This is a genomic window from Pseudomonas sp. 39004 (genome assembly GCF_028682155.1).
GTDB lineage: Bacteria > Pseudomonadota > Gammaproteobacteria > Pseudomonadales > Pseudomonadaceae > Aquipseudomonas > Aquipseudomonas capeferrum.
In genome coordinates this window covers 12,158-32,731 of record NZ_JANIAG010000048.1, presented here as the reverse complement: position 1 = coordinate 32,731, position 20,574 = coordinate 12,158, and the positions used below count along the sequence as shown (strand labels likewise).

32 protein-coding genes and 1 pseudogene are annotated in these 20,574 nt (G+C 58.2%); 32 read left to right on the top strand and 1 reads right to left on the bottom strand.

Going from position 1 to position 20,574, the window contains the following annotated elements:
* The 31 genes and pseudogenes from NP534_RS11180 to bfr all read left to right on the top strand — a co-directional run.
* Positions 1 to 74: pseudogene (locus NP534_RS11180) on the top strand (hypothetical protein); the annotation flags it as partial.
* A 141-nt stretch (positions 75 to 215) separates the two neighbouring features.
* Positions 216 to 527: a 30S ribosomal protein S10 gene (gene rpsJ / locus NP534_RS11175; protein WP_003186070.1), complete on the top strand. Its 312-nt coding sequence runs from the start codon at positions 216 to 218 to the stop codon at positions 525 to 527.
* Positions 528 to 607: 80 nt separating this feature from the next.
* A complete protein-coding gene (gene rplC, locus NP534_RS11170; RefSeq protein WP_027594871.1) occupies positions 608 to 1,243 on the top strand; it encodes a 50S ribosomal protein L3 in 636 nt (211 codons plus the stop codon).
* A gap of 12 nt (positions 1,244 to 1,255) precedes the next feature.
* Positions 1,256 to 1,858 carry a 50S ribosomal protein L4 gene (gene rplD / locus NP534_RS11165; RefSeq protein WP_003255485.1) on the top strand — a complete coding sequence of 201 codons (603 nt, stop codon included), beginning with the start codon at positions 1,256 to 1,258 and terminating at the stop codon, positions 1,856 to 1,858.
* The gene (gene rplW / locus NP534_RS11160; protein WP_003255484.1) at positions 1,855 to 2,154 is read left to right on the top strand and encodes a 50S ribosomal protein L23; all 300 of its coding nucleotides are present in this window, start codon (positions 1,855 to 1,857) and stop codon (positions 2,152 to 2,154) included. Before rplD ends, rplW begins: the two co-directional genes overlap by 4 nt.
* Positions 2,155 to 2,168: 14 nt before the next feature.
* A complete protein-coding gene (gene rplB, locus NP534_RS11155; RefSeq protein ID WP_008089816.1) occupies positions 2,169 to 2,993 on the top strand; it encodes a 50S ribosomal protein L2 in 825 nt (274 codons plus the stop codon).
* Between the two features lie 16 nt (positions 2,994 to 3,009).
* Entirely contained in the window at positions 3,010 to 3,285 is a 276-nt protein-coding gene (gene rpsS, locus NP534_RS11150; RefSeq protein ID WP_003255482.1) for a 30S ribosomal protein S19, read from the top strand.
* Positions 3,286 to 3,296: 11 nt separating this feature from the next.
* Positions 3,297 to 3,629, top strand: coding sequence for a 50S ribosomal protein L22 (rplV, locus tag NP534_RS11145; RefSeq protein WP_003103908.1), 333 nt, complete (start codon positions 3,297 to 3,299; stop codon positions 3,627 to 3,629).
* A 13-nt stretch (positions 3,630 to 3,642) separates the two neighbouring features.
* Positions 3,643 to 4,329: a 30S ribosomal protein S3 gene (gene rpsC / locus NP534_RS11140; protein ID WP_003255481.1), complete on the top strand. Its 687-nt coding sequence runs from the start codon at positions 3,643 to 3,645 to the stop codon at positions 4,327 to 4,329.
* A gap of 12 nt (positions 4,330 to 4,341) precedes the next feature.
* Positions 4,342 to 4,755 carry a 50S ribosomal protein L16 gene (gene rplP / locus NP534_RS11135; RefSeq protein ID WP_003255479.1) on the top strand — a complete coding sequence of 138 codons (414 nt, stop codon included), beginning with the start codon at positions 4,342 to 4,344 and terminating at the stop codon, positions 4,753 to 4,755.
* A complete protein-coding gene (gene rpmC, locus NP534_RS11130; protein ID WP_002555481.1) occupies positions 4,755 to 4,946 on the top strand; it encodes a 50S ribosomal protein L29 in 192 nt (63 codons plus the stop codon). The genes rplP and rpmC overlap by 1 nt, the downstream gene beginning before the upstream one ends.
* A 2-nt stretch (positions 4,947 to 4,948) precedes the next feature.
* Complete coding sequence (gene rpsQ, locus NP534_RS11125; protein WP_023534981.1) at positions 4,949 to 5,215, top strand: 30S ribosomal protein S17; 267 nt, start codon at positions 4,949 to 4,951, stop codon at positions 5,213 to 5,215.
* 23 nt (positions 5,216 to 5,238) lie between these two features.
* Positions 5,239 to 5,607: a 50S ribosomal protein L14 gene (gene rplN, locus NP534_RS11120; RefSeq protein ID WP_002555479.1), complete on the top strand. Its 369-nt coding sequence runs from the start codon at positions 5,239 to 5,241 to the stop codon at positions 5,605 to 5,607.
* Positions 5,608 to 5,618: 11 nt separating this feature from the next.
* The gene (rplX, locus tag NP534_RS11115; protein ID WP_003255476.1) at positions 5,619 to 5,933 is read left to right on the top strand and encodes a 50S ribosomal protein L24; all 315 of its coding nucleotides are present in this window, start codon (positions 5,619 to 5,621) and stop codon (positions 5,931 to 5,933) included.
* A 20-nt stretch (positions 5,934 to 5,953) separates the two neighbouring features.
* Positions 5,954 to 6,493 (top strand): 50S ribosomal protein L5, encoded by a 540-nt coding sequence (gene rplE, locus NP534_RS11110; protein WP_003255474.1) that lies wholly within the window; start codon positions 5,954 to 5,956, stop codon positions 6,491 to 6,493.
* A 13-nt stretch (positions 6,494 to 6,506) separates the two neighbouring features.
* On the top strand, positions 6,507 to 6,812 hold the full coding sequence (rpsN, locus tag NP534_RS11105) for a 30S ribosomal protein S14 (protein ID WP_012316516.1): 306 nt from the start codon (positions 6,507 to 6,509) through the stop codon (positions 6,810 to 6,812).
* A gap of 209 nt (positions 6,813 to 7,021) precedes the next feature.
* A complete protein-coding gene (gene rpsH / locus NP534_RS11100; RefSeq protein ID WP_027594873.1) occupies positions 7,022 to 7,414 on the top strand; it encodes a 30S ribosomal protein S8 in 393 nt (130 codons plus the stop codon).
* Positions 7,415 to 7,426: 12 nt separating this feature from the next.
* The gene (rplF, locus tag NP534_RS11095; RefSeq protein ID WP_003255469.1) at positions 7,427 to 7,960 is read left to right on the top strand and encodes a 50S ribosomal protein L6; all 534 of its coding nucleotides are present in this window, start codon (positions 7,427 to 7,429) and stop codon (positions 7,958 to 7,960) included.
* Between the two features lie 10 nt (positions 7,961 to 7,970).
* Positions 7,971 to 8,321, top strand: a complete 351-nt coding sequence (gene rplR / locus NP534_RS11090; RefSeq protein ID WP_008089801.1) for a 50S ribosomal protein L18 — start codon at positions 7,971 to 7,973, stop codon at positions 8,319 to 8,321.
* Positions 8,322 to 8,324: 3 nt separating this feature from the next.
* Positions 8,325 to 8,825, top strand: coding sequence for a 30S ribosomal protein S5 (gene rpsE, locus NP534_RS11085; protein ID WP_003255465.1), 501 nt, complete (start codon positions 8,325 to 8,327; stop codon positions 8,823 to 8,825).
* Positions 8,826 to 8,827: 2 nt separating this feature from the next.
* Complete coding sequence (rpmD, locus tag NP534_RS11080) at positions 8,828 to 9,004, top strand: 50S ribosomal protein L30 (RefSeq protein WP_008089798.1); 177 nt, start codon at positions 8,828 to 8,830, stop codon at positions 9,002 to 9,004.
* A 3-nt stretch (positions 9,005 to 9,007) separates the two neighbouring features.
* Positions 9,008 to 9,442, top strand: coding sequence for a 50S ribosomal protein L15 (gene rplO / locus NP534_RS11075; RefSeq protein WP_003255461.1), 435 nt, complete (start codon positions 9,008 to 9,010; stop codon positions 9,440 to 9,442).
* Complete coding sequence (secY, locus tag NP534_RS11070) at positions 9,443 to 10,774, top strand: preprotein translocase subunit SecY (protein ID WP_003255459.1); 1,332 nt, start codon at positions 9,443 to 9,445, stop codon at positions 10,772 to 10,774.
* Positions 10,775 to 10,802: 28 nt separating this feature from the next.
* A complete protein-coding gene (gene rpmJ, locus NP534_RS11065) occupies positions 10,803 to 10,919 on the top strand; it encodes a 50S ribosomal protein L36 (protein ID WP_002555468.1) in 117 nt (38 codons plus the stop codon).
* Positions 10,920 to 11,050: 131 nt separating this feature from the next.
* A complete protein-coding gene (gene rpsM, locus NP534_RS11060; protein ID WP_003255457.1) occupies positions 11,051 to 11,407 on the top strand; it encodes a 30S ribosomal protein S13 in 357 nt (118 codons plus the stop codon).
* Positions 11,408 to 11,425: 18 nt separating this feature from the next.
* Positions 11,426 to 11,815 (top strand): 30S ribosomal protein S11, encoded by a 390-nt coding sequence (rpsK, locus tag NP534_RS11055; RefSeq protein ID WP_003255454.1) that lies wholly within the window; start codon positions 11,426 to 11,428, stop codon positions 11,813 to 11,815.
* A 15-nt stretch (positions 11,816 to 11,830) separates the two neighbouring features.
* Positions 11,831 to 12,451 (top strand): 30S ribosomal protein S4, encoded by a 621-nt coding sequence (rpsD, locus tag NP534_RS11050; RefSeq protein ID WP_009681977.1) that lies wholly within the window; start codon positions 11,831 to 11,833, stop codon positions 12,449 to 12,451.
* Positions 12,452 to 12,473: 22 nt separating this feature from the next.
* Positions 12,474 to 13,475 (top strand): DNA-directed RNA polymerase subunit alpha, encoded by a 1,002-nt coding sequence (locus NP534_RS11045; RefSeq protein WP_003255452.1) that lies wholly within the window; start codon positions 12,474 to 12,476, stop codon positions 13,473 to 13,475.
* 42 nt (positions 13,476 to 13,517) lie between these two features.
* Positions 13,518 to 13,904, top strand: a complete 387-nt coding sequence (rplQ, locus tag NP534_RS11040; RefSeq protein ID WP_003255451.1) for a 50S ribosomal protein L17 — start codon at positions 13,518 to 13,520, stop codon at positions 13,902 to 13,904.
* A gap of 172 nt (positions 13,905 to 14,076) precedes the next feature.
* Positions 14,077 to 15,516: a catalase gene (locus NP534_RS11035; protein ID WP_274098739.1), complete on the top strand. Its 1,440-nt coding sequence runs from the start codon at positions 14,077 to 14,079 to the stop codon at positions 15,514 to 15,516.
* A 162-nt stretch (positions 15,517 to 15,678) separates the two neighbouring features.
* Positions 15,679 to 16,143 (top strand): bacterioferritin, encoded by a 465-nt coding sequence (gene bfr / locus NP534_RS11030; RefSeq protein WP_008089766.1) that lies wholly within the window; start codon positions 15,679 to 15,681, stop codon positions 16,141 to 16,143.
* A 68-nt stretch (positions 16,144 to 16,211) separates the two neighbouring features.
* Here the strand turns inward: bfr and uvrA are convergent, their stop codons facing one another.
* Entirely contained in the window at positions 16,212 to 19,046 is a 2,835-nt protein-coding gene (gene uvrA, locus NP534_RS11025; RefSeq protein ID WP_274098738.1) for an excinuclease ABC subunit UvrA, read from the bottom strand.
* A gap of 129 nt (positions 19,047 to 19,175) precedes the next feature.
* Here uvrA and NP534_RS11020 point away from each other — a divergent pair, with 129 nt between their 5' ends.
* Positions 19,176 to 20,570: an MFS transporter gene (locus tag NP534_RS11020; RefSeq protein WP_274098737.1), complete on the top strand. Its 1,395-nt coding sequence runs from the start codon at positions 19,176 to 19,178 to the stop codon at positions 20,568 to 20,570.
* The last annotated feature ends 4 nt before the right edge of the window (positions 20,571 to 20,574 follow it).

Sequence of the window (20,574 nt, the reverse complement as noted above, 5' to 3'; positions counted from 1 at the left end):
ACGGTCTGCGCTTCGCTATCCGTGAAGGCGGTCGTACCGTCGGCGCCGGCGTCGTAGCCAAAATCATCGAGTAATCACTCGATCGATTGAAAAAACCCCCGCTCAGCGGGGGTTTTTTTTATTGGGTTGACACTAAATTGAGCCGTCTATAGAATCACGCCTCCTTTTAGCGGGCGTAGTGCGTCCGTTGGGAACAGCCTGGAGTCTGAAATCCAATGCAAAATCAGCAAATCCGTATCAGGTTGAAGGCTTTCGACCATCGCCTGATCGACCAATCCACCCAGGAAATCGTGGAAACCGCGAAACGTACTGGTGCACAAGTGCGTGGTCCAATTCCACTGCCTACCCGCAAAGAGCGTTTCACCGTTCTGGTCTCCCCGCACGTCAATAAAGACGCGCGTGACCAGTACGAGATTCGCACTCATAAGCGCGTTCTGGACATCGTCCAGCCAACGGATAAAACCGTTGATGCGCTGATGAAGCTTGATCTCGCGGCAGGTGTGGAAGTGCAGATCAGCCTCGGCTAAGACTTCGGTCTTGTCCGTGTAACGCTCTGAAATGGGCGGCCATAGCGGGTGAAAGCCCCGTACACTCATGAGGTTACAACATGACTATTGGTGTAGTCGGTCGTAAATGCGGTATGACCCGCGTTTTCACCGAAGAAGGTGTCTCCATTCCGGTCACGGTCATTGAGATCGAGCCGAATCGCGTCACCCAGTTCAAGACTGAAGAAACCGATGGCTACCGTGCAGTGCAAGTCACTGTCGGCGAGCGTCGTGCTTCGCGTGTGACTGCTGCTCAGGCAGGTCACTTCGCTAAAGCGAACGTTGCCGCTGGTCGCGGTGTCTGGGAGTTCCGCCTTGAAGAAGGCGAGTTCCAGGCTGGCGACTCGATCAAAGCTGAACTCTTCACTGCAGGCCAGCTGGTAGACGTTACTGGTCAGTCCAAAGGTAAAGGCTTCGCCGGTACCATCAAGCGCTGGAACTTCCGTGGTCAGGACAACACCCACGGTAACTCCGTGTCGCACCGTGTCCCAGGCTCCATCGGCCAGTGCCAGACTCCTGGTCGTGTGTTCAAGGGCAAGAAAATGTCCGGCCACATGGGCGCCGAGCGCGTGACTGTTCAGTCCCTGGAAGTAGTACGCGTAGACGCTGAACGCAACCTGCTGCTGATCAAGGGTGCCGTTCCTGGCGCTACTGGCGGCGACGTGGTTGTACGTCCGGCTGTCAAGGCTCGCGGTTAAGGGGAAACTGACATGCAACTTAATGTAAATGACGCTCAGGCGATCGAAGTTTCCGAACTGACTTTCGGTGGCGAATTCAACGAGACGCTGGTTCACCAAGCAGTCGTGGCCTACATGGCCGGCGGCCGTCAGGGCACCAAGCAGCAAAAGACCCGTTCCGACGTGGCTGGTGGCGGTAAGCGCCCATGGCGTCAGAAGGGTACTGGCCGTGCTCGTGCTGGTACCACTCGTGGTCCGATCTGGCGTGGCGGTGGTGTTACCTTCGCAGCTCGCCCTCAAGATCACTCGCAAAAGCTCAACAAGAAGATGTATCGCGCAGCTCTGCGCTCCATCCTCGCCGAGCTGGTGCGTAGCGACCGTCTGGTCGTGGTTCAGGACTTCGCTGTTGAAGCACCGAAAACCAAAGATCTGCTGAACAAGCTGAACGGCATGGGTCTGAGCGACGTTCTGATCGTTTCGGACGCTGTTGATCAGAACCTGTACCTGGCTGCTCGCAACCTGCCGCACGTCGATGTACGTGACGTTCAAGGTTCCGACCCGGTCAGTCTGATCGCATACGAGAAAGTGTTGATCACTGTCTCGGCCGTGAAGAAATTCGAGGAGCTGCTGGGATGAACCAGGAACGCGTATTCAAAGTCCTCCTTGGCCCGCACGTTTCCGAGAAGGCTACCGTTCTGGCTGAGAAGAAAGGCCAGTTCGTATTCAAGGTTGCTACCGACGCAACCAAGCTGGAAATCAAGAAAGCTGTCGAAGGCCTGTTCAACGTAAAAGTTGAAAACGTGTCGACCGTTAACGTTCTGGGTAAAACCAAGCGTACCGCACGTGGTCTGGGCAAGCGTAATGACTGGAAGAAGGCAATTGTCTCCCTTCAGCCAGGCCAAGATCTCGATTTCAGCAGCAGTGCTGAGTAAGGAAGGGGTGCATCATGGCAATCGTTAAATGCAAACCGACTTCCCCTGGCCGCCGTTTCGTGGTCAAGGTGGTCAACAAGGAGCTCCATAAAGGCGCTCCTCACGCACCGCTGCTCGAGAAGAAATCGAAGTCTGGTGGTCGTAACAACAATGGCCGCATTACCACTCGTCACGTTGGTGGTGGTCACAAGCAGCATTACCGTCTGGTCGACTTCCGTCGCAACGACAAAGATGGCATCCCAGCCACTGTCGAGCGTATCGAATACGATCCAAACCGTACTGCTCACATCGCCCTGCTGTGCTACGCAGACGGTGAGCGTCGCTACATCATCGCCCCTAAAGGCGTGAGCGCTGGCGACCAGCTGATCGCAGGTGCCCTGGCCCCAATCAAGGCCGGTAACTCCCTGCAGCTGCGCAACATCCCAGTAGGTAGCACCATTCACGGCGTCGAACTGAAGCCGGGTAAAGGTGCTCAGATCGCTCGTTCCGCTGGTGCTTCGGCTCAGCTGATCGCTCGTGACGGCGTCTACGTGACTCTGCGTCTGCGCTCCGGTGAGATGCGTAAAGTACTGGCTGAGTGCCGTGCGACCCTGGGCGAAGTCTCGAACTCCGAGCACAGCCTGCGTTCGCTGGGTAAAGCTGGTGCCAAACGCTGGCGCGGCGTTCGCCCAACCGTTCGTGGTGTTGCCATGAACCCGGTTGACCACCCACATGGTGGTGGTGAAGGTCGTACCTCTGGTGGTCGTCATCCGGTATCGCCATGGGGCTTCCCAACCAAGGGTGCTAAAACCCGTGGTAATAAGCGTACCGACAACATGATCGTCCGTCGTCGCAAGTAACTAGAGGGATACGACAGTGCCACGTTCTCTGAAAAAAGGTCCTTTTATCGATCTTCACCTGTTGAAGAAGGTCGAAGTGGCGGTGGAGAAGAACGATCGCAAGCCAGTTAAAACCTGGTCGCGTCGCTCGATGATCCTGCCACAAATGGTCGGTCTGACCATCGCGGTTCATAACGGTCGCCAACATGTCCCAGTTCTCGTGAACGAAGACATGGTCGGCCACAAACTGGGCGAGTTCGCCGGTACCCGCACCTATCGCGGGCACGTGGCTGACAAGAAAGCCAAGCGTTAAGGGGTAAGGAAATGGAAGTAGCCGCTAAGTTGTCGGGCGCTCGCATCTCCGCCCAGAAAGCCCGCTTGGTCGCCGACCAGATCCGCGGGAAGAAGGTGGGCGAAGCGCTCAACCTGTTGGCCTTCAGCAGCAAAAAAGCCGCTGAAATCATGAAGAAAGTCCTCGAGTCGGCCGTTGCCAACGCCGAACACAACGAAGGCGCAGACGTTGATGACCTGAAGGTCTCCACCGTCTTCGTCAACGAAGGGCGTTCGCTGAAGCGCATCATGCCACGTGCCAAAGGCCGTGCTGATCGCATCGTCAAGCGGTCTTGCCATATCACTGTCAAGGTTGCGGACAAGTAACGGAGTCGATCAGATGGGTCAGAAAGTACATCCCACTGGCATTCGCCTGGGAATCGTCAAGGAGCACACCTCCGTCTGGTACGCAGACGGTGCTACTTACGCAGATTACCTGTTGAAGGATCTGAAAACACGTGAGTACCTCCAAGACAAACTAAAAAGCGCGTCCGTAAGCCGTATCGATATTCATCGTCCGGCTCAAACTGCACGCATCACCATCCACACTGCTCGTCCCGGTATCGTTATCGGTAAGAAAGGTGAGGATGTCGAGAAGCTGCGTCAGGACCTGACCAAGCAGATGGGTGTGCCTGTGCACATCAACATCGAAGAGATCCGCAAGCCGGAACTCGACGCTATGCTGGTTGCGCAGAGCGTAGCTCAGCAGCTGGAACGCCGCGTAATGTTCCGTCGCGCCATGAAGCGCGCCGTACAGAACGCCATGCGTATTGGTGCCAAGGGCATCAAGATCCAGGTGAGCGGTCGTCTCGGCGGCGCCGAGATTGCTCGTACCGAGTGGTATCGCGAAGGTCGTGTGCCTCTGCACACCCTGCGTGCCGATATCGACTACAACACCTACGAAGCTCACACCACTTATGGTGTGATCGGTGTGAAGGTTTGGATCTTCAAAGGCGAAGTTATTGGTGGTCGCCAAGAAGAACTGAAACCACAAGCACCAGCGCCTCGTAAAAAAGCTGCTAAGTAAGGGGTACGCCAAATGTTGCAACCAAAGCGTACAAAATTCCGCAAGCAGATGACTGGCCACAACCGTGGTCTGGCACTGCGCGGTAGCAAAGTCAGCTTCGGCGAATTCGCCCTGAAAGCTGTTGCTCGCGGTCGCCTCACCGCCCGCCAGATCGAGTCGGCACGTCGTGCTCTGACCCGTCACGTTAAACGTGGCGGCAAGATCTGGATCCGTGTGTTCCCGGACAAGCCGATCTCCAAGAAGCCTCTCGAGGTTCGTATGGGTAAAGGTAAGGGCTCCGTGGAATACTGGGTTGCCCAGATCCAGCCAGGCAAAGTCCTGTACGAGATCGAGGGTGTTTCTGAAGAGCTGGCGCGCGAAGCTTTCGCCCTGGCTGCTGCAAAGCTGCCTCTCGCCACCTCCTTTGTTAAGCGGACGGTGATGTGATGAAAGCGAATGAACTTCGTGAAAAATCGGCACAGCAGCTGAACGAGCAACTGCTCGGCTTGCTGCGCGACCAGTTCAATCTGCGCATGCAGAAAGCAACTGGCCAGTTGGGGCAGTCGCACCTGCTCTCGCAAGTTAAGCGTGACATCGCTCGCGTGAAAACTGTGCTCAACCAGCAGGCAGGTAAGTGATCATGGCTGAAGCTGAAAAAACCGTCCGTACGCTGACTGGCCGTGTCGTCAGCGACAAAATGGACAAGACCATCACCGTTCTGATCGAGCGTCGCGTAAAGCACCCGATCTACGGTAAATACGTTAAGCGTTCGACTAAGCTGCACGCGCACGACGAAACCAACCAGTGCAAGATCGGCGACAAAGTTTCGATTACCGAAACCCGTCCGCTGGCCAAGACCAAGTCCTGGGCACTGGTTGAAGTCCTCGAACGCGCTGTTGAAGTCTAAGGGCTAGGGGTCGGAGAAATTTTATGATTCAGACTCAATCCATGCTCGATGTGGCCGATAACAGCGGCGCTCGTCGCGTCATGTGCATCAAGGTACTCGGCGGTTCGCACCGTCGTTACGCTGGCATCGGTGACATCATCAAAGTAACCGTCAAGGAAGCAATTCCGCGCGGTAAGGTCAAAAAAGGCCAGGTGATGACCGCTGTTGTCGTCCGTACCCGTCACGGTGTACGTCGCGCTGACGGTTCCATCATTCGTTTCGACGGCAACGCTGCTGTTCTGCTGAACAACAAGCAAGAGCCGATCGGCACTCGCATCTTCGGGCCAGTGACCCGTGAACTTCGTACTGAGAAGTTCATGAAGATCGTCTCGCTCGCCCCTGAAGTGCTGTAAGGAGATCCGACATGCAAAAGATTCGTCGTGACGACGAGATCATCGTGATCGCCGGCAAAGACAAAGGTAAGCGCGGTAAGGTGCTGAAGGTTCTTGCTGATGACCGTCTGGTTATCGGTGGTGTGAACCTGGTCAAGCGTCATACCAAGCCTAACCCGATGGCGGGCGTTCAGGGCGGTATCGTCGAGAAAGAAGCGCCTCTGCACGCTTCCAACGTTGCCATCTTCAACGGCGAAACCAACAAGGCTGACCGCGTTGGTTTCAAAGTAGAAGACGGTAAGAAAATTCGTGTCTTCAAGTCGACCCAAAAAGCGGTTGATGCTTGAACACTGCTAGGTAGAAGACCATGGCACGACTGAAAGAGATTTACCGGAACGAAATCGCTCCCAAGCTTAAGGAAGAACTTAAGCTGTCGAACGTGATGGAAGTTCCGCGCGTTACCAAAATCACCCTGAACATGGGTCTGGGCGAAGCGATCGGCGACAAAAAAGTCATCGAGCACGCTGTTGCCGACCTGGAAAAGATCACCGGTCAAAAGCCGGTCGTGACTTTCGCTCGTAAATCCATCGCGGGCTTCAAAGTCCGTGAAGGATGGCCGATCGGCGTCAAGGTGACCCTGCGTAGCGACAAGATGTACGAATTCCTGGACCGCCTGCTGGCGATCTCCCTGCCTCGGGTTCGCGACTTCCGCGGCCTGAATGCCAAGTCCTTCGATGGCCGTGGCAACTACAGCATGGGCGTGAAAGAGCAGATCATCTTCCCGGAAATCGATTACGACAAGATCGATGCTCTGCGCGGTTTGGACATCACCCTGACCACCACTGCTCGTTCGGATGACGAAGGCCGCGCTCTGCTGCGTGCTTTCAAATTCCCGTTCCGCAACTGATTGGAGTAGGAAAATGGCCAAGAAGAGCATGAAAAACCGCGAGCTGAAGCGTCAGCTCACGGTAGCCAAGTTCGCCAAAAAGCGTGCTGAGCTGAAAGCGACCATCGTCAACCTGAACGCCTCTCCTGAGGAGCGTTTCGCTGCCGTTGTCGCTCTGCAGAAGCAGCCACGTGATGCCAGCGCTGCGCGTCTGCGCAACCGTTGCCGCCTGACCGGTCGTCCTCACGGTGTATACCGTAAGTTCGGCCTGGGCCGTAACATGCTGCGTCAAGCGGCAATGCGTGGTGACGTACCAGGTCTGGTCAAGGCCTCCTGGTAATCGCTGCAGGTGTGATCCCGGTGGAAGGGGAGCAATCTTCCGACCGCCGGTGACCTCGCCAACAAACAAGCCCCTATATGGGGCTTGTTTCGTTTCTGCCTTGTGTCTAGAATGACCGGCTCACCTGAGCCTGGGTTTTTTACCCAACCCGCTCGGGTGGTTGTGATAGCCGCAAGGCTAATAATTCTTGTATCAGGAGCATCTAGCCCATGAGTATGCAGGACCCGTTAGCGGACATGCTAACTCGCATCCGTAATGCCCAGATGGCTGAAAAGTCCGTCGTGAGCATGCCTTCCTCTACGCTGAAGGTTGCGGTTGCCAAAGTTCTGAAGGATGAAGGTTACATCGCTGGCTACCAAGTCAGTGGCGAAGCCAAGCCCTCCCTGTCGATCGAACTGAAGTACTTCGAAGGCCGTCCGGTCATCGAGGAACTGAAGCGCTCCAGCCGTCCAGGCCTGCGCCAGTACAAGGCCGTCACCGATCTGCCGAAAGTACGTGGCGGTCTGGGCGTGTCTATTGTCTCCACCAACAAAGGTGTGATGACTGATCGCGCTGCGCGCGCTGCCGGCGTCGGCGGCGAAGTTCTCTGCACAGTGTTCTAAGGGGGGATAGACATGTCTCGCGTCGCTAAGAACCCCGTTAAGCTGCCATCTGGTGTCGAAGTCAAATTCGCCGGCCAGCAGCTTTCGGTGAAGGGTGCCAAAGGCACTCTCGAACTGAACGTTCACTCGTCTGTTGAAGTTACCGAAGAGTCTGGTGAGCTGCGTTTCGTCGCTCGCAATGGTGACCAGCAAGCTCGCGCCATGGCCGGTACTACCCGCGCTCTGGTCAACAACATGGTCCAAGGCGTAAGCCAAGGCTTCGAGCGTAAGCTCCAGCTGGTCGGTGTTGGTTACAAGGCTCAGGCCAAGGGCACCGTCCTGAACCTGGCCCTGGGCTTCTCGCACCCAGTGGACTACGAACTGCCAGCCGGTATCACCGCTGAAACACCTAGCCAGACCGACATCCTGATCAAGGGTATCGACAAGCAGCTGGTAGGTCAGGTGGCCGCTGAAATCCGCGACTTCCGTCCGCCAGAGCCTTACAAAGGTAAAGGTGTGCGTTACGCGGACGAAGTAGTCCGTCGTAAAGAAGCCAAGAAGAAGTAGGGCCTAGCAAATGACCGACAAAAAAGTTACTCGACTGCGTCGCGCTCGCAAAGCACGCCTCAAGATGCACGAACTCGAAGTCGTGCGCCTGTGCGTGTTCCGCTCCTCGCAGCACATCTATGCCCAGGTCATTTCGGCCGACGGCAGCAAGGTTCTGGCAAGCGCCTCGACCTTGGACAAAGACCTGCGTGATGGCGCCACTGGCAACATCGACGCGGCCACTAAGGTTGGCAAGCTGGTAGCTGAGCGTGCGAAAGCCGCCGGTGTATCTCAAGTTGCCTTTGACCGTTCCGGCTTCAAGTACCATGGCCGCGTCAAAGCGCTGGCTGATGCTGCTCGTGAAGGCGGGCTGGAGTTCTAAGTTATGGCAAATAACGATCAAAAGCGCGACGAAGGCTACATCGAGAAGCTGGTTCAAGTTAACCGCGTTGCCAAGACCGTAAAAGGCGGCCGTATCTTCACCTTCACCGCGTTGACCGTGGTAGGTGATGGTAAAGGTCGTGTTGGCTTCGGCCGTGGCAAGTCGCGCGAAGTACCAGCCGCGATCCAGAAAGCCATGGAAGCTGCTCGTCGCAATATGATCCAGGTTGACCTGAAGGGCACTACCCTGCAGTACGCCACCAAGGCTGCCCACGGCGCCTCGAAGGTTTACATGCAGCCTGCTTCGGAAGGTACCGGTATCATCGCCGGCGGCGCAATGCGTGCTGTCCTGGAAGTTGCTGGTGTTCAGAACGTTCTGGCCAAGTGCTACGGTTCGACCAACCCAGTGAACGTGGTTTACGCCACCTTCAAGGGTCTGAAAGCCATGCAATCTCCTGAATCCATTGCTGCCAAGCGCGGCAAGAGCGTCGAGGAGATCTTCTGATCATGGCAACCGTTAAAGTAACGCTGATCAAGAGCGTCTCGGGCCGTATTCCTAACCACAAACTGTGCGTTAAGGGTCTGGGTCTGCGTCGCATCGGTCACACTGTAGAAGTCCAGGATACTCCCGAGAATCGCGGGATGATCAACAAGGCTTACTACATGCTGCGCGTCGAGGGTTAATCGATGAAACTCAATGATCTGAGTCCAGCGCCGGGTTCCCGTCGCGAAAAACATCGTCCGGGTCGTGGTATCGGTAGCGGTCTGGGTAAGACCGGCGGCCGTGGCCACAAAGGTCAGACCTCCCGTTCGGGTGGTTCGATCGCTCCGGGCTTCGAAGGCGGTCAACAGCCGCTGCACCGTCGTCTGCCGAAATTCGGCTTCGTTTCGCTGAAAGCCATGGACCGCGCAGAAGTGCGTCTGTCCGAGCTGGCCAAAGTGGAAGGCGACGTGATCTCCGTGCAATCCCTGAAGGATGCCAACGTGATCAACCAGCACATTCAGCGTGTGAAAATCATGCTGTCTGGCGAAGTTACTCGCGCAGTCACCATCAAGGGCATCGCAGCCACCAAGGGTGCGCGTGCGGCTATCGAAGCAGCTGGCGGCAAATTCGAGGAATAAATGGCTAAGCAAGGTGCTCTCTCTTCGCTCGGTAAGGGCGGGATGTCGGAACTCTGGGCTCGTCTGCGCTTTCTGTTCATGGCGATCATCGTCTATCGGATAGGTGCGCATATCCCGGTTCCAGGCATCAATCCGGACCGTTTGGCGGATCTGTTTCGGCAGAATGAGGGGACCATTCTTAGCTTGTTCAACATGTTTTCCGGTGGTGCGCTTGAGCGCATGAGCATCTTTGCACTGGGGATCATGCCGTACATTTCGGCATCGATCATCATGCAGCTGATGACGGCGGTCAGCCCGCAACTGGAGCAGTTGAAGAAGGAAGGTGAAGCTGGCCGTCGCAAGATCAGCCAGTACACCCGCTACGGCACCGTTATTCTGGCGCTGGTCCAAGCCATTGGCATGTCCATTGGCCTGGCCAACCAGGGCGTGGCGTTTTCTGCCGGTCTAGGCTTCCATGTCGTCGCGGTTTCCACGTTTGTGGCAGGCGCGATGTTCATGATGTGGCTGGGCGAGCAGATCACCGAGCGCGGTGTGGGCAACGGTATCTCGATGTTGATCTTCGCGGGTATCGTTGCCGGTCTTCCGAGAGCAATCGGGCAGTCTTTCGAGTCTGCGCGCACAGGCGATATCAACATTTTCGCCCTGGTCGCTATCGGTTTGCTGGCAGTAGCGATTATCGGTTTCGTGGTGTTCATTGAGCGTGGTCAGCGTCGTATCGCCGTTCACTACGCCAAGCGTCAGCAGGGCCGCAAGGTCTTCGCTGCGCAGACCAGCCACTTGCCGTTGAAGGTGAACATGGCAGGGGTTATCCCGGCCATTTTCGCCAGCAGCATTTTGCTGTTCCCGGCTTCGCTGGGTGCCTGGTTCGGTCAGTCCGAAGGTATGGGCTGGCTGCAGGACATCTCGCAGTCGATCGCTCCTGGTCAGCCGTTGAACATTTTGCTGTTTAGTGCAGGGATCATTTTCTTCTGCTTCTTCTACACAGCGTTGATGTTCAATCCGAAAGACGTAGCGGAAAACCTGAAGAAGTCCGGTGCCTTTATTCCGGGTATCCGTCCTGGTGAGCAGTCGGCGCGCTACATTGATGGCGTTCTGACCCGTTTGACCATGTTCGGTGCCCTATACATGATGGCCGTCTGCCTTCTGCCCCAGTTCCTGGTGGTGGCAGCAAATGTGCCGTTCTACCTTGGCGGGACCTCGTTGCTGATTGTGGTAGTGGTTGTGATGGACTTCATGTCCCAAGTACAATCGCACCTCGTTTCGCACCAGTACGAATCCCTGATGAAGAAAGCCAACCTGAAAGGCTACGGTGGCAGCGGTTTGCTGCGCTGATACGCCCCTAAGGTTCGAGGAGTCGGTAATGAAAGTTCGTGCATCGGTGAAAAAGCTGTGCCGTAACTGCAAGATCATCCGTCGCGAAGGCGTCGTACGAGTGATCTGCAGCGCGGAACCGCGTCACAAACAGCGCCAAGGCTGATTGTGATCGTCGCTTCAAACCCAGCAGCTAGTGTGCTGCTGGGTTGATTATTCGTTTCTACAGCGATATTATCTCGCGCCCTATTTCTTGGCTTCCGGGGCGTAGGTAGCTGTCAATTGGAGTCCCACTGAATGGCCCGTATTGCAGGCGTCAACATTCCAGATAACAAGCATACTGTTATCTCGCTGACCTACATCTATGGTGTCGGTCGCACAACTGCGCAGAAGATCTGTGCAGACGCTGGTGTAAACCCAGCCGCTAAGATCAAGGATCTGAGCGACGAGCAAATCGAAACCCTGCGTGGCGAAGTCGCGAAGTTCACCACCGAAGGTGACCTGCGTCGTGACATCAACATGAAGATCAAGCGCTTGATGGACCTGGGTTGCTACCGCGGCCTGCGTCATCGTAAAGGTCTGCCGGTTCGCGGTCAGCGCACCAAGACCAACGCACGCACCCGTAAGGGCCCGCGTAAGCCGATCCGCAAGTAACCGCCCAGGAATATAGACATGGCAAAACCTGCTGCTCGTCCTCGTAAGAAAGTCAAAAAGACAGTGGTTGATGGCATCGCCCACATCCACGCTTCTTTTAACAACACCATCGTGACCATCACCGACCGTCAGGGCAATGCTTTGTCCTGGGCGACCTCCGGTGGTTCGGGTTTCCGTGGTTCGCGCAAATCCACCCCGTTCGCAGCTCAGATTGCTGCTGAGCGTGCTGGTCAAGCTGCGCTGGAATACGGTCTGAAGAACCTCGACGTTAACGTCAAGGGTCCAGGTCCAGGTCGTGAGTCCGCCGTTCGTGCATTGAACAGCTGCGGCTACAAGATCGCCAGCATCACCGACGTGACGCCAATCCCGCATAACGGGTGCCGTCCGCCGAAGAAGCGTCGCGTGTAATCAGGAGACAGAAGAATGGCACGTTACATTGGTCCAAAATGCAAACTGTCTCGTCGTGAAGGCACCGATCTGTTCCTGAAGAGCGGCGTTCGCGCTCTGGAATCGAAGTGCAACATCGAAGCAGCCCCAGGTATCCACGGCCAGCGCCGTGGCCGTCAGTCCGACTACGGTACCCAGCTGCGCGAGAAACAAAAAGTCCGTCGTATCTACGGTGTTCTGGAGCGTCAGTTCCGCGGTTACTACCAAGCTGCTGCCTCGAAAAAAGGCGCAACCGGTGAGAACCTGCTGCAACTGCTCGAGTGCCGTCTGGATAACGTCGTTTACCGTATGGGCTTCGGCTCGACTCGTTCCGAGTCCCGTCAGCTGGTTTCGCACAAAGCGATCAGCGTCAACGGTAAGACTGTAAACATTCCATCCTACCAAGTTCGTCCGGGTGACGTGGTCGCGGTTCGCGAGAAGTCGCTGAGCCAGCTGCGCATTGTTCAAGCCCTTGAACTGTGCGCCCAGCGTGGCCGCGTTGAGTGGGTTGATGTGGATGCTGCTAAAAAGTCGGGCGTTTTCAAGAACGTTCCTGCTCGCAGCGACCTGTCCGCCGACATCAACGAGAACCTGATTGTCGAGCTCTACTCCAAGTAAGGGCTAGAAAATAGGTGCATCCATGCAGATTTCGGTAAATGAGTTCCTGACTCCCCGCCACATTGATGTGCAGGTAGTCAGTCCGACCCGCGCCAAGATCACGCTCGAGCCTCTCGAGCGTGGCTTCGGCCATACCCTGGGCAACGCGCTGCGCCGCATCCTGTTGTCCTCCATGCCTGGCTGTGCAGTAGTCGAGGCCGAGATCGATGGCGTACTCCATGAGTACTCCGCGATCGAAGGTGTTCAGGAAGACGTCATTGAAATCCTGTTGAACCTGAAAGGCCTGGCTATCAAACTGCACGGTCGTGACGAAGTTACGCTGACCTTGTCGAAAAAGGGTTCGGGGGTGGTTACCGCTGCCGATATTCAGCTGGATCACGATGTCGAGATCGTCAACCCCGATCACGTAATCGCGAACCTGGCGTCGAATGGCGCCCTGAACATGAAGCTCACCGTAGCTCGTGGTCGTGGTTACGAGCCGGCCGACTCCCGTCAGACCGACGAAGACGAAAGCCGTAGCATTGGCCGTCTGCAGTTGGACGCTTCGTTCAGCCCGGTGCGTCGTATCGCCTATGTGGTCGAAAACGCCCGTGTTGAACAGCGTACCAACTTGGACAAGCTGGTCATTGATCTGGAAACCAACGGCACCCTGGATCCTGAAGAGGCTATCCGCCGCGCTGCGACCATCCTGCAACAGCAGCTGGCCGCGTTCGTCGACCTCAAAGGTGACAGTGAGCCGGTTGTTGTCGAGCAGGAAGACGAGATCGATCCGATCCTGCTGCGTCCGGTTGACGACCTGGAACTGACTGTACGTTCGGCCAACTGCCTCAAGGCGGAGAACATCTACTACATCGGCGACCTGATTCAGCGTACCGAAGTAGAGCTGTTGAAGACTCCTAACCTGGGCAAGAAGTCCCTGACTGAAATCAAGGACGTCCTGGCCTCTCGTGGTCTGTCTCTCGGCATGCGCCTCGACAACTGGCCGCCTGCAAGTCTTAAGAAAGACGACAAGGCGACCGCCTGATCGTCGTAATCACCGAACGTAGTGTTTGGTAAGGAATGAATCATGCGTCATCGTAAAAGTGGACGTCACCTGAGCCGTACCAGCTCTCACCGCAAAGCTATGTTCCAGAACATGGCAGTGTCGCTGATCGAGCACGAGCTGATCAAAACCACCCTGCCGAAAGCCAAGGAACTGCGCCGCGTTGCCGAGCCGCTGATCACCCTGGCCAAGGAAGACAGCGTTGCTAACCGTCGTCTGGCCTTCGACCGTACCCGTTCGAAGTCCGCTGTTGGCAAACTGTTCAACGATCTGGGCAAGCGTTACGCCACCCGTCAGGGCGGCTACCTGCGCATCCTGAAGTGCGGTTTCCGCGCTGGCGACAACGCGCCTATGGCGTACGTCGAGCTGGTTGATCGTCCAGTCGGTGGTGCTGTAGAAGCTGCCGAGTAAGACGTTCTGTCTGCTACAAAGAACCGGGCCTAGTGCCCGGTTTTTTGTTTGTGCACGTATTGTTAATTTCTATTGATACAAGTCATGTAATGAATTTGTCCTGAAACAACCGCTCGTCAATACTCCTATCCAAGCCGATTAGCCGGCACTTCAAGACCGATAAGGAGAGCCCATGAGCAAGATTCTCACCACCGCCAGCGGTGCACCTGTAGCTGACAACCAGAACTCCCGCTCTGCCGGCCCCCGCGGCCCGCTGCTGCTCGACGATTTCCACCTGATCGAGAAGCTCGCCCACTTCAACCGCGAGAACATCCCCGAGCGTCGTGTTCACGCCAAGGGTTCGGGTGCCTATGGCACGTTTACCGTTACCCGCGACATCACCGCATACACCAGCGCCAAGCTGTTCGAGCAGGTCGGCAAACAGACTGAAACCTTCCTGCGTTTCTCCACCGTCGGTGGCGAACGGGGTTCGGCCGACACCGAGCGTGACCCGCGTGGTTTTGCGCTGAAGTTCTATACCGAGGAAGGCAACTGGGACATCGTTGGCAACAACACCCCGGTGTTCTTCATCCGTGACCCGCTCAAGTTCCCGGACTTTATCCACACCCAGAAGCGCCACCCGCAATCCAACCTGAAGAACGCCCAGATGATGTGGGACTTCTGGTCGCACTCCCCCGAGGCATTGCACCAGGTCACCATCCTGTTCTCCGACCGCGGCATTCCGGACGGCTATCGTCACATGCACGGCTTCGGCAGCCACACCTACAGCCTGATCAGTGCTGAAGGCGAGCGCACCTGGGTCAAATGGCATTTCAAGACCCAGCAAGGCATCAAGAACCTCGCTCCAGCCGACGCGGCACGCCTGGCCGGTACAGACCCGGACTACGCCCAGCGTGACCTGTTCGAGGCCATCGAGCGTGGCGACTACCCGCGCTGGACCGTGTGCATTCAGGTGATGAGTGAAGCCGAGGCGGCGAGCCGCGACGAGAATCCGTTCGACGTGACCAAGACCTGGTCGCAAAAGGACTACCCGCTGATCGAGGTGGGTGTGCTGGAGCTCAACCGCAACCCGCTCAACTACTTCGCAGAAGTCGAGCAGGCCGCGTTCGGCCCTAGCAACATGGTCCCTGGCGTGGGGCTGTCGCCAGACCGCATGCTGCAAGGTCGCGTGTTCGCCTACGCCGATGCGCACCGCTACCGCGTGGGTACCAACCACCAGCAACTGCCGGTCAATGCACCGCGCTGCCCGGTCAACAGCTACCAGCGTGACGGTTCGATGGCCACGGGCAGCTACGGCAGTGCGCCGAACTACGAGCCCAACAGCTACGGCGACGCGCCCAAGCAGTCCCCACGCCATGCCGAGCCTGCACTGGCTCTCAATGGTTCGGCTGATCGCTACGATCACCGCGAGGACAACGACTACTACAGCCATGCCGGTGCGTTGTTCCGCCTGATGAACGAACAGCAGAAGGCCTTGCTGATCAGTAATATCGCCGGTGCCATGGCTGGGGTGAGCGAGGATGTGATCCAGCGCCAGCTCCAGTACTTCTTCAAGGCTGACGCAGCCTACGGTGAGGGCGTTGCCAAGGCGTTGGGCGTGAATCTCGCCTAACTCGAAGTGATAAGAAGAACCGCCCTCATTTGGGCGGTTTTTCAATGAATATCACTACTGTTTAGGCGATTTTTTGCATGTTATTGCGCGTTTATCCGTGACCGCGAGCACAACCTGGTTCACACTATGTCCATTGATGTTTTCACATGGAGAAGCAGGGCGATGCAAGGTCACCCGGACGTAATCAACTACCTCGTCACGTTGCTGAAGGGCGAACTGGCAGCACGCGACCAGTACTTCATTCACTCGCGTATGTATGAAGACTGGGGCCTGTCCAAGCTCTACGAGCGCATCAACCACGAGATGGAAGAAGAGACGCAGCACGCCGACGCGCTGATGCGCCGCATCCTCATGCTCGAAGGTACCCCCGACATGCGTGCCGATGACCTCGAAGTGGGCAGCACCGTGCCGGAAATGATCGAGGCTGACCTCAAGCTCGAATACAAGGTGCGTGCCGCGCTGTGCAAAGGCATCGAGCTGTGCGAGCTGCACAAGGACTACATCAGCCGCGACATCCTGCGCGCGCAGCTGGCTGACACTGAAGAAGATCACACCTACTGGCTGGAGAAGCAGCAGGGCCTGATCAAGGTGATCGGCCTGGAGAACTACCTGCAGTCGCAGATGTAAGTTATCCACAGCCCGCGAAAAAGCCCCTGGCACCTACGGTACCAGGGGTTTTTTTATGCACAGGCGGATCAGGCCCGGTCACGCTCCAACAGCGGCTTGAGGTAATGCCCGGTGTAGGACTGCTTCATCTTGGCCAGCTCTTCCGGCGTACCGCAGGCAATGATCTGCCCACCCTTGGAGCCACCCTCCGGCCCCAGGTCCACCAGCCAGTCGGCCGTCTTGATCACGTCCAGGTTGTGCTCGATCACCACCACGGTGTTGCCGTGGTCGCGCAGGCGGTGCAGCACATCGAGCAACTGCTGGATATCGGCAAAGTGCAGGCCGGTGGTCGGCTCGTCGAGGATGTACAGGGTCTTGCCGGTGTCACGCTTGGACAGCTCGCGCGACAGCTTCACCCGCTGCGCCTCACCGCCGGACAAGGTCGTCGCCGACTGCCCCAGCTTGATGTACGACAGGCCCACGTCCATCAGCGTTTGCAGCTTGCGCGCCAGTGCCGGCACCGCATCGAAGAACTCGCGGGCATCCTCGATGGTCATTTCCAGCACCTCGTGGATGTTCTTGCCCTTGTACTTGATCTCCAGGGTTTCGCGGTTGTAGCGCTTGCTCTTGCACACATCGCACGGCACGTAGATGTCCGGCAAGAAGTGCATCTCGACCTTGATCAGGCCGTCGCCCTGGCAGGCTTCGCACCGGCCCCCTTTGACGTTGAACGAGAAGCGACCGGGGCCATAGCCGCGCGAGCGCGACTCGGGCACGCCCGAGAACAGTTCGCGGATAGGCGTGAAGATACCGGTGTAGGTTGCCGGGTTGGAGCGCGGTGTGCGGCCAATCGGGCTCTGGTCGATATCGACCACCTTGTCCAGGTGCTGCATGCCGTCCATGCTGCTGTGCGGCGCGGCTTCCAGGCTGCTGGCACCGTTCAGCGCGGTCGCGGCGAGCGGGTACAAGGTGTTGTTGATCAGCGTTGACTTGCCCGAACCCGATACGCCTGTCACGCAGGTCAGCAGGCCGATCGGGATTTCCAGGTCGACGTTTTGCAGGTTGTTGCCGCGGGCACCCTTGAGTTTCAGCGAGAGCTTCTTGTCGCGCGGTGTGCGTTTGGCCGGCACGGCGATCTTCTTGCGCCCGGACAGGTACTTGCCGGTCAGCGAGTCAGGGTGCGCCATGACCTCTTCAGGCGTGCCCTCGGCGACGATCTGGCCGCCATGCACCCCGGCCCCCGGGCCGATGTCCACCACGTAGTCAGCCAGGCGGATAGCATCCTCGTCGTGCTCCACCACGATTACCGTGTTGCCAAGGTCGCGCAGGTGGTTGAGGGTGGCCAGCAGGCGGTCGTTGTCGCGTTGATGAAGACCGATGGACGGTTCGTCGAGGATGTACATCACCCCGACCAGGCCCGCGCCGATCTGGCTGGCAAGTCGGATGCGCTGGGCTTCACCGCCCGACAGGGTGTCGGCGCTGCGGTCCAGTGTCAGGTAGTCCAGGCCGACGTTGACCAGAAACTGCAGGCGCTCGCAGATTTCCTTGAGAATCTTCGAGGCAATTTCGCCTCGGCGCCCGGTCAGGGTCAGCTCGCCGAAGTAGTTGCTGGCTTCACCGATGGGCAGGTTGGTAACTGCCGGCAGGGTTTTCTCGCCAACCCACACGTGGCGGGCCTCGCGCCGCAGGCGGGTACCGCGGCAGTCGGGGCAGGGCTGGGTGCCGAGCAGCTTGGCCAGCTCTTCACGCACCGTGGCCGACTCGGTTTCGCGGTAGCGCCGCTCCAGGTTCGGCACGATGCCTTCGAACGGGTGCGAGCGCTTGACGATGTCGCCCCGGTCGTTGAGGTACTTGAAGTCCACGCTCTGCTTGCCGCTGCCTTGCAGGATCACCTTCTGGTGCTCGGCCGACAGCTCGCCGAACGGCGCCTCCAGGCTGAACCCGTAATGCGCGGACAGCGAGCCGAGCATCTGGAAGTAATAGACGTTGCGCCGGTCCCAGCCACGTATCGCGCCCTCGGCCAAGGTCAGCTCGGTATTGACCAGGCGCTTGGTGTCGAAGAACTGCTTGACGCCCAGGCCGTCACAGGTCGGGCAGGCACCGGCCGGGTTGTTGAACGAGAACAGCTTGGGTTCCAGCTCGCTGATCGCATGGCCGCAGACCGGGCAGGCGAAGCGGGCGGAGAAGATCATCTCTTCGCCTTCCTCATCGTCCATCGGCGCCACCAGCGCGATGCCGTCGGCCAGCTTGAGCGCAGTCTCGAACGACTCGGCCAGGCGCTGCTGCAGGTCGGCGCGGACCTTGAAGCGGTCTACCACCACATCGATGCTGTGCTTCTTCTGCTTGTCCAGCTTGGGCAGCTCATCGAGCTCGTAGAGCTTGCCGTTGACCCGTGCGCGGACGAAGCCCTGGGCGCGCAGCTCGTCGAACACCGCCAGGTGCTCGCCCTTGCGCTCGCGGATTACCGGGGCCAGCAGCATCAGCTTGCTGCCTTCTGGGCGCTCCAGTACCAGGTCGACCATCTGGCTGATGGTCTGCGCTTCCAGCGGGATGTCGTGGTCCGGGCAGCGCGGAGTGCCGACGCGGGCATAAAGCAGGCGCAGGTAGTCGTAGATCTCGGTGATCGTGCCCACGGTAGAGCGCGGGTTGTGCGACGTCGACTTCTGCTCGATGGAGATGGCCGGGGAGAGCCCTTCGATGGTGTCGACGTCGGGCTTTTCCATCATCGACAGGAACTGCCGGGCATAGGCCGACAGGGATTCGACATAGCGGCGCTGGCCTTCGGCGTACAGCGTGTCGAACGCCAGTGAGGACTTGCCGGATCCGGACAGGCCGGTGATCACGATCAGCTTGTCCCGCGGCAGGGTCAGGTCGATGTTCTTCAGGTTGTGGGTACGTGCCCCACGAATCAGGATCTTGTCCACTGCGGCCTCGCTCGGCGGGCATAAACAAGGAAGTATACGGCGCGCTGCCATTACGCGGCAAAGCGTCGCGTATATGCCGTCTAGCTGTCGGACTGATAGAATCGCCGCCGGTTCACACGAGGTTAATCCATGCACGACACCCACAACGAGCGCATGAGTGGCAGCGAAACCCGCGCCGCAAGCGGCCTGGCCCTGGTCTTTGCCTTTCGTATGCTGGGCATGTTCATGGTCTTGCCGGTGCTGGCCACCTACGGCATGGACCTGGCAGGCGCCACGCCCGCGCTGATCGGCCTGGCCATTGGCGCCTATGGCCTGACCCAGGCGGTACTGCAGATCCCGTTCGGCATGGTGTCCGACCGCATCGGGCGGCGTCCGGTGATCTACCTGGGGCTGGTGATCTTCGCCCTGGGCAGCATTTTGGCGGCCCAGGCCGACTCTATCTGGGGCGTGATCGCCGGGCGCATTCTGCAGGGCGCGGGGGCGATTTCCGCGGCGGTCATGGCGCTGCTGTCCGACCTTACCCGCGAGCAACACCGCACCAAGGCCATGGCCATGATCGGCATGAGCATCGGCCTGTCGTTCGCCGTCGCCATGGTCGTCGGGCCACTGTTGACCAGTGCCTTCGGCTTGTCAGGATTGTTCCTTGCCACGGCGGGGCTTGCCCTGGTCGGTATCCTGCTGATCGCCTTCGTCGTGCCTAATTCCCACAGCACCCTGCAGCACCGCGAGTCGGGTGTTGCGCGCCAGGCGCTCGGCCCAACCCTGCGCCATGCGGACCTTCTGCGCCTGGATGTCGGTATCTTCGTCCTGCATGCCATCCTCATGGCCAGCTTCGTCGCGCTGCCTCTGGCCTTCGTCGAACGGGGCGGCCTGCCGAAGGAAGAACACTGGTGGGTGTACCTGACCGCGCTGTTCATCTCATTTTTTGCAATGGTGCCGTTCATCATCTATGGCGAGAAGAAGCGCAAGATGAAACGCGTGCTGGCCGGAGCGGTCAGTGTGTTGCTGCTGGTGGAGGTGTTCTTCTGGCAGTGGGCTGACAACTTGCGCGGACTGGTGATTGGCACCGTGGTATTCTTTACTGCATTCAACCTGCTGGAAGCCTCGCTGCCTTCGCTGGTTAGCAAGGTGTCGCCTGCGGGTGGCAAGGGAACGGCGATGGGGGTGTATTCCACCAGCCAGTTCCTGGGTGCCGCCCTAGGCGGAATCCTCGGTGGCTGGTTGTTCCAGCACGGTGGGCTGAACATGGTGTTTCTGGGGTGTGCGGCGCTGTGTGCCGTGTGGCTGGTCGTTGCCTTGCGCATGAACGAGCCGCCGTATGTGACCAGCCTGCGCATGCCGTTGACGCCCGAGGCAGTCCGGGAAGCCGGGTTGACCGAACGCCTGATGGCCGTGCCGGGTGTAACCGACGCCGTTGTGGTGGAAGAAGAAGCCGCCATCTATATCAAACTGGATACGAAAATTTTGGACCGTACGACCCTCGAGCGTCTGGTGAACCCAGCCTCTTCGGCGTGCGAAGCCTAGGAGA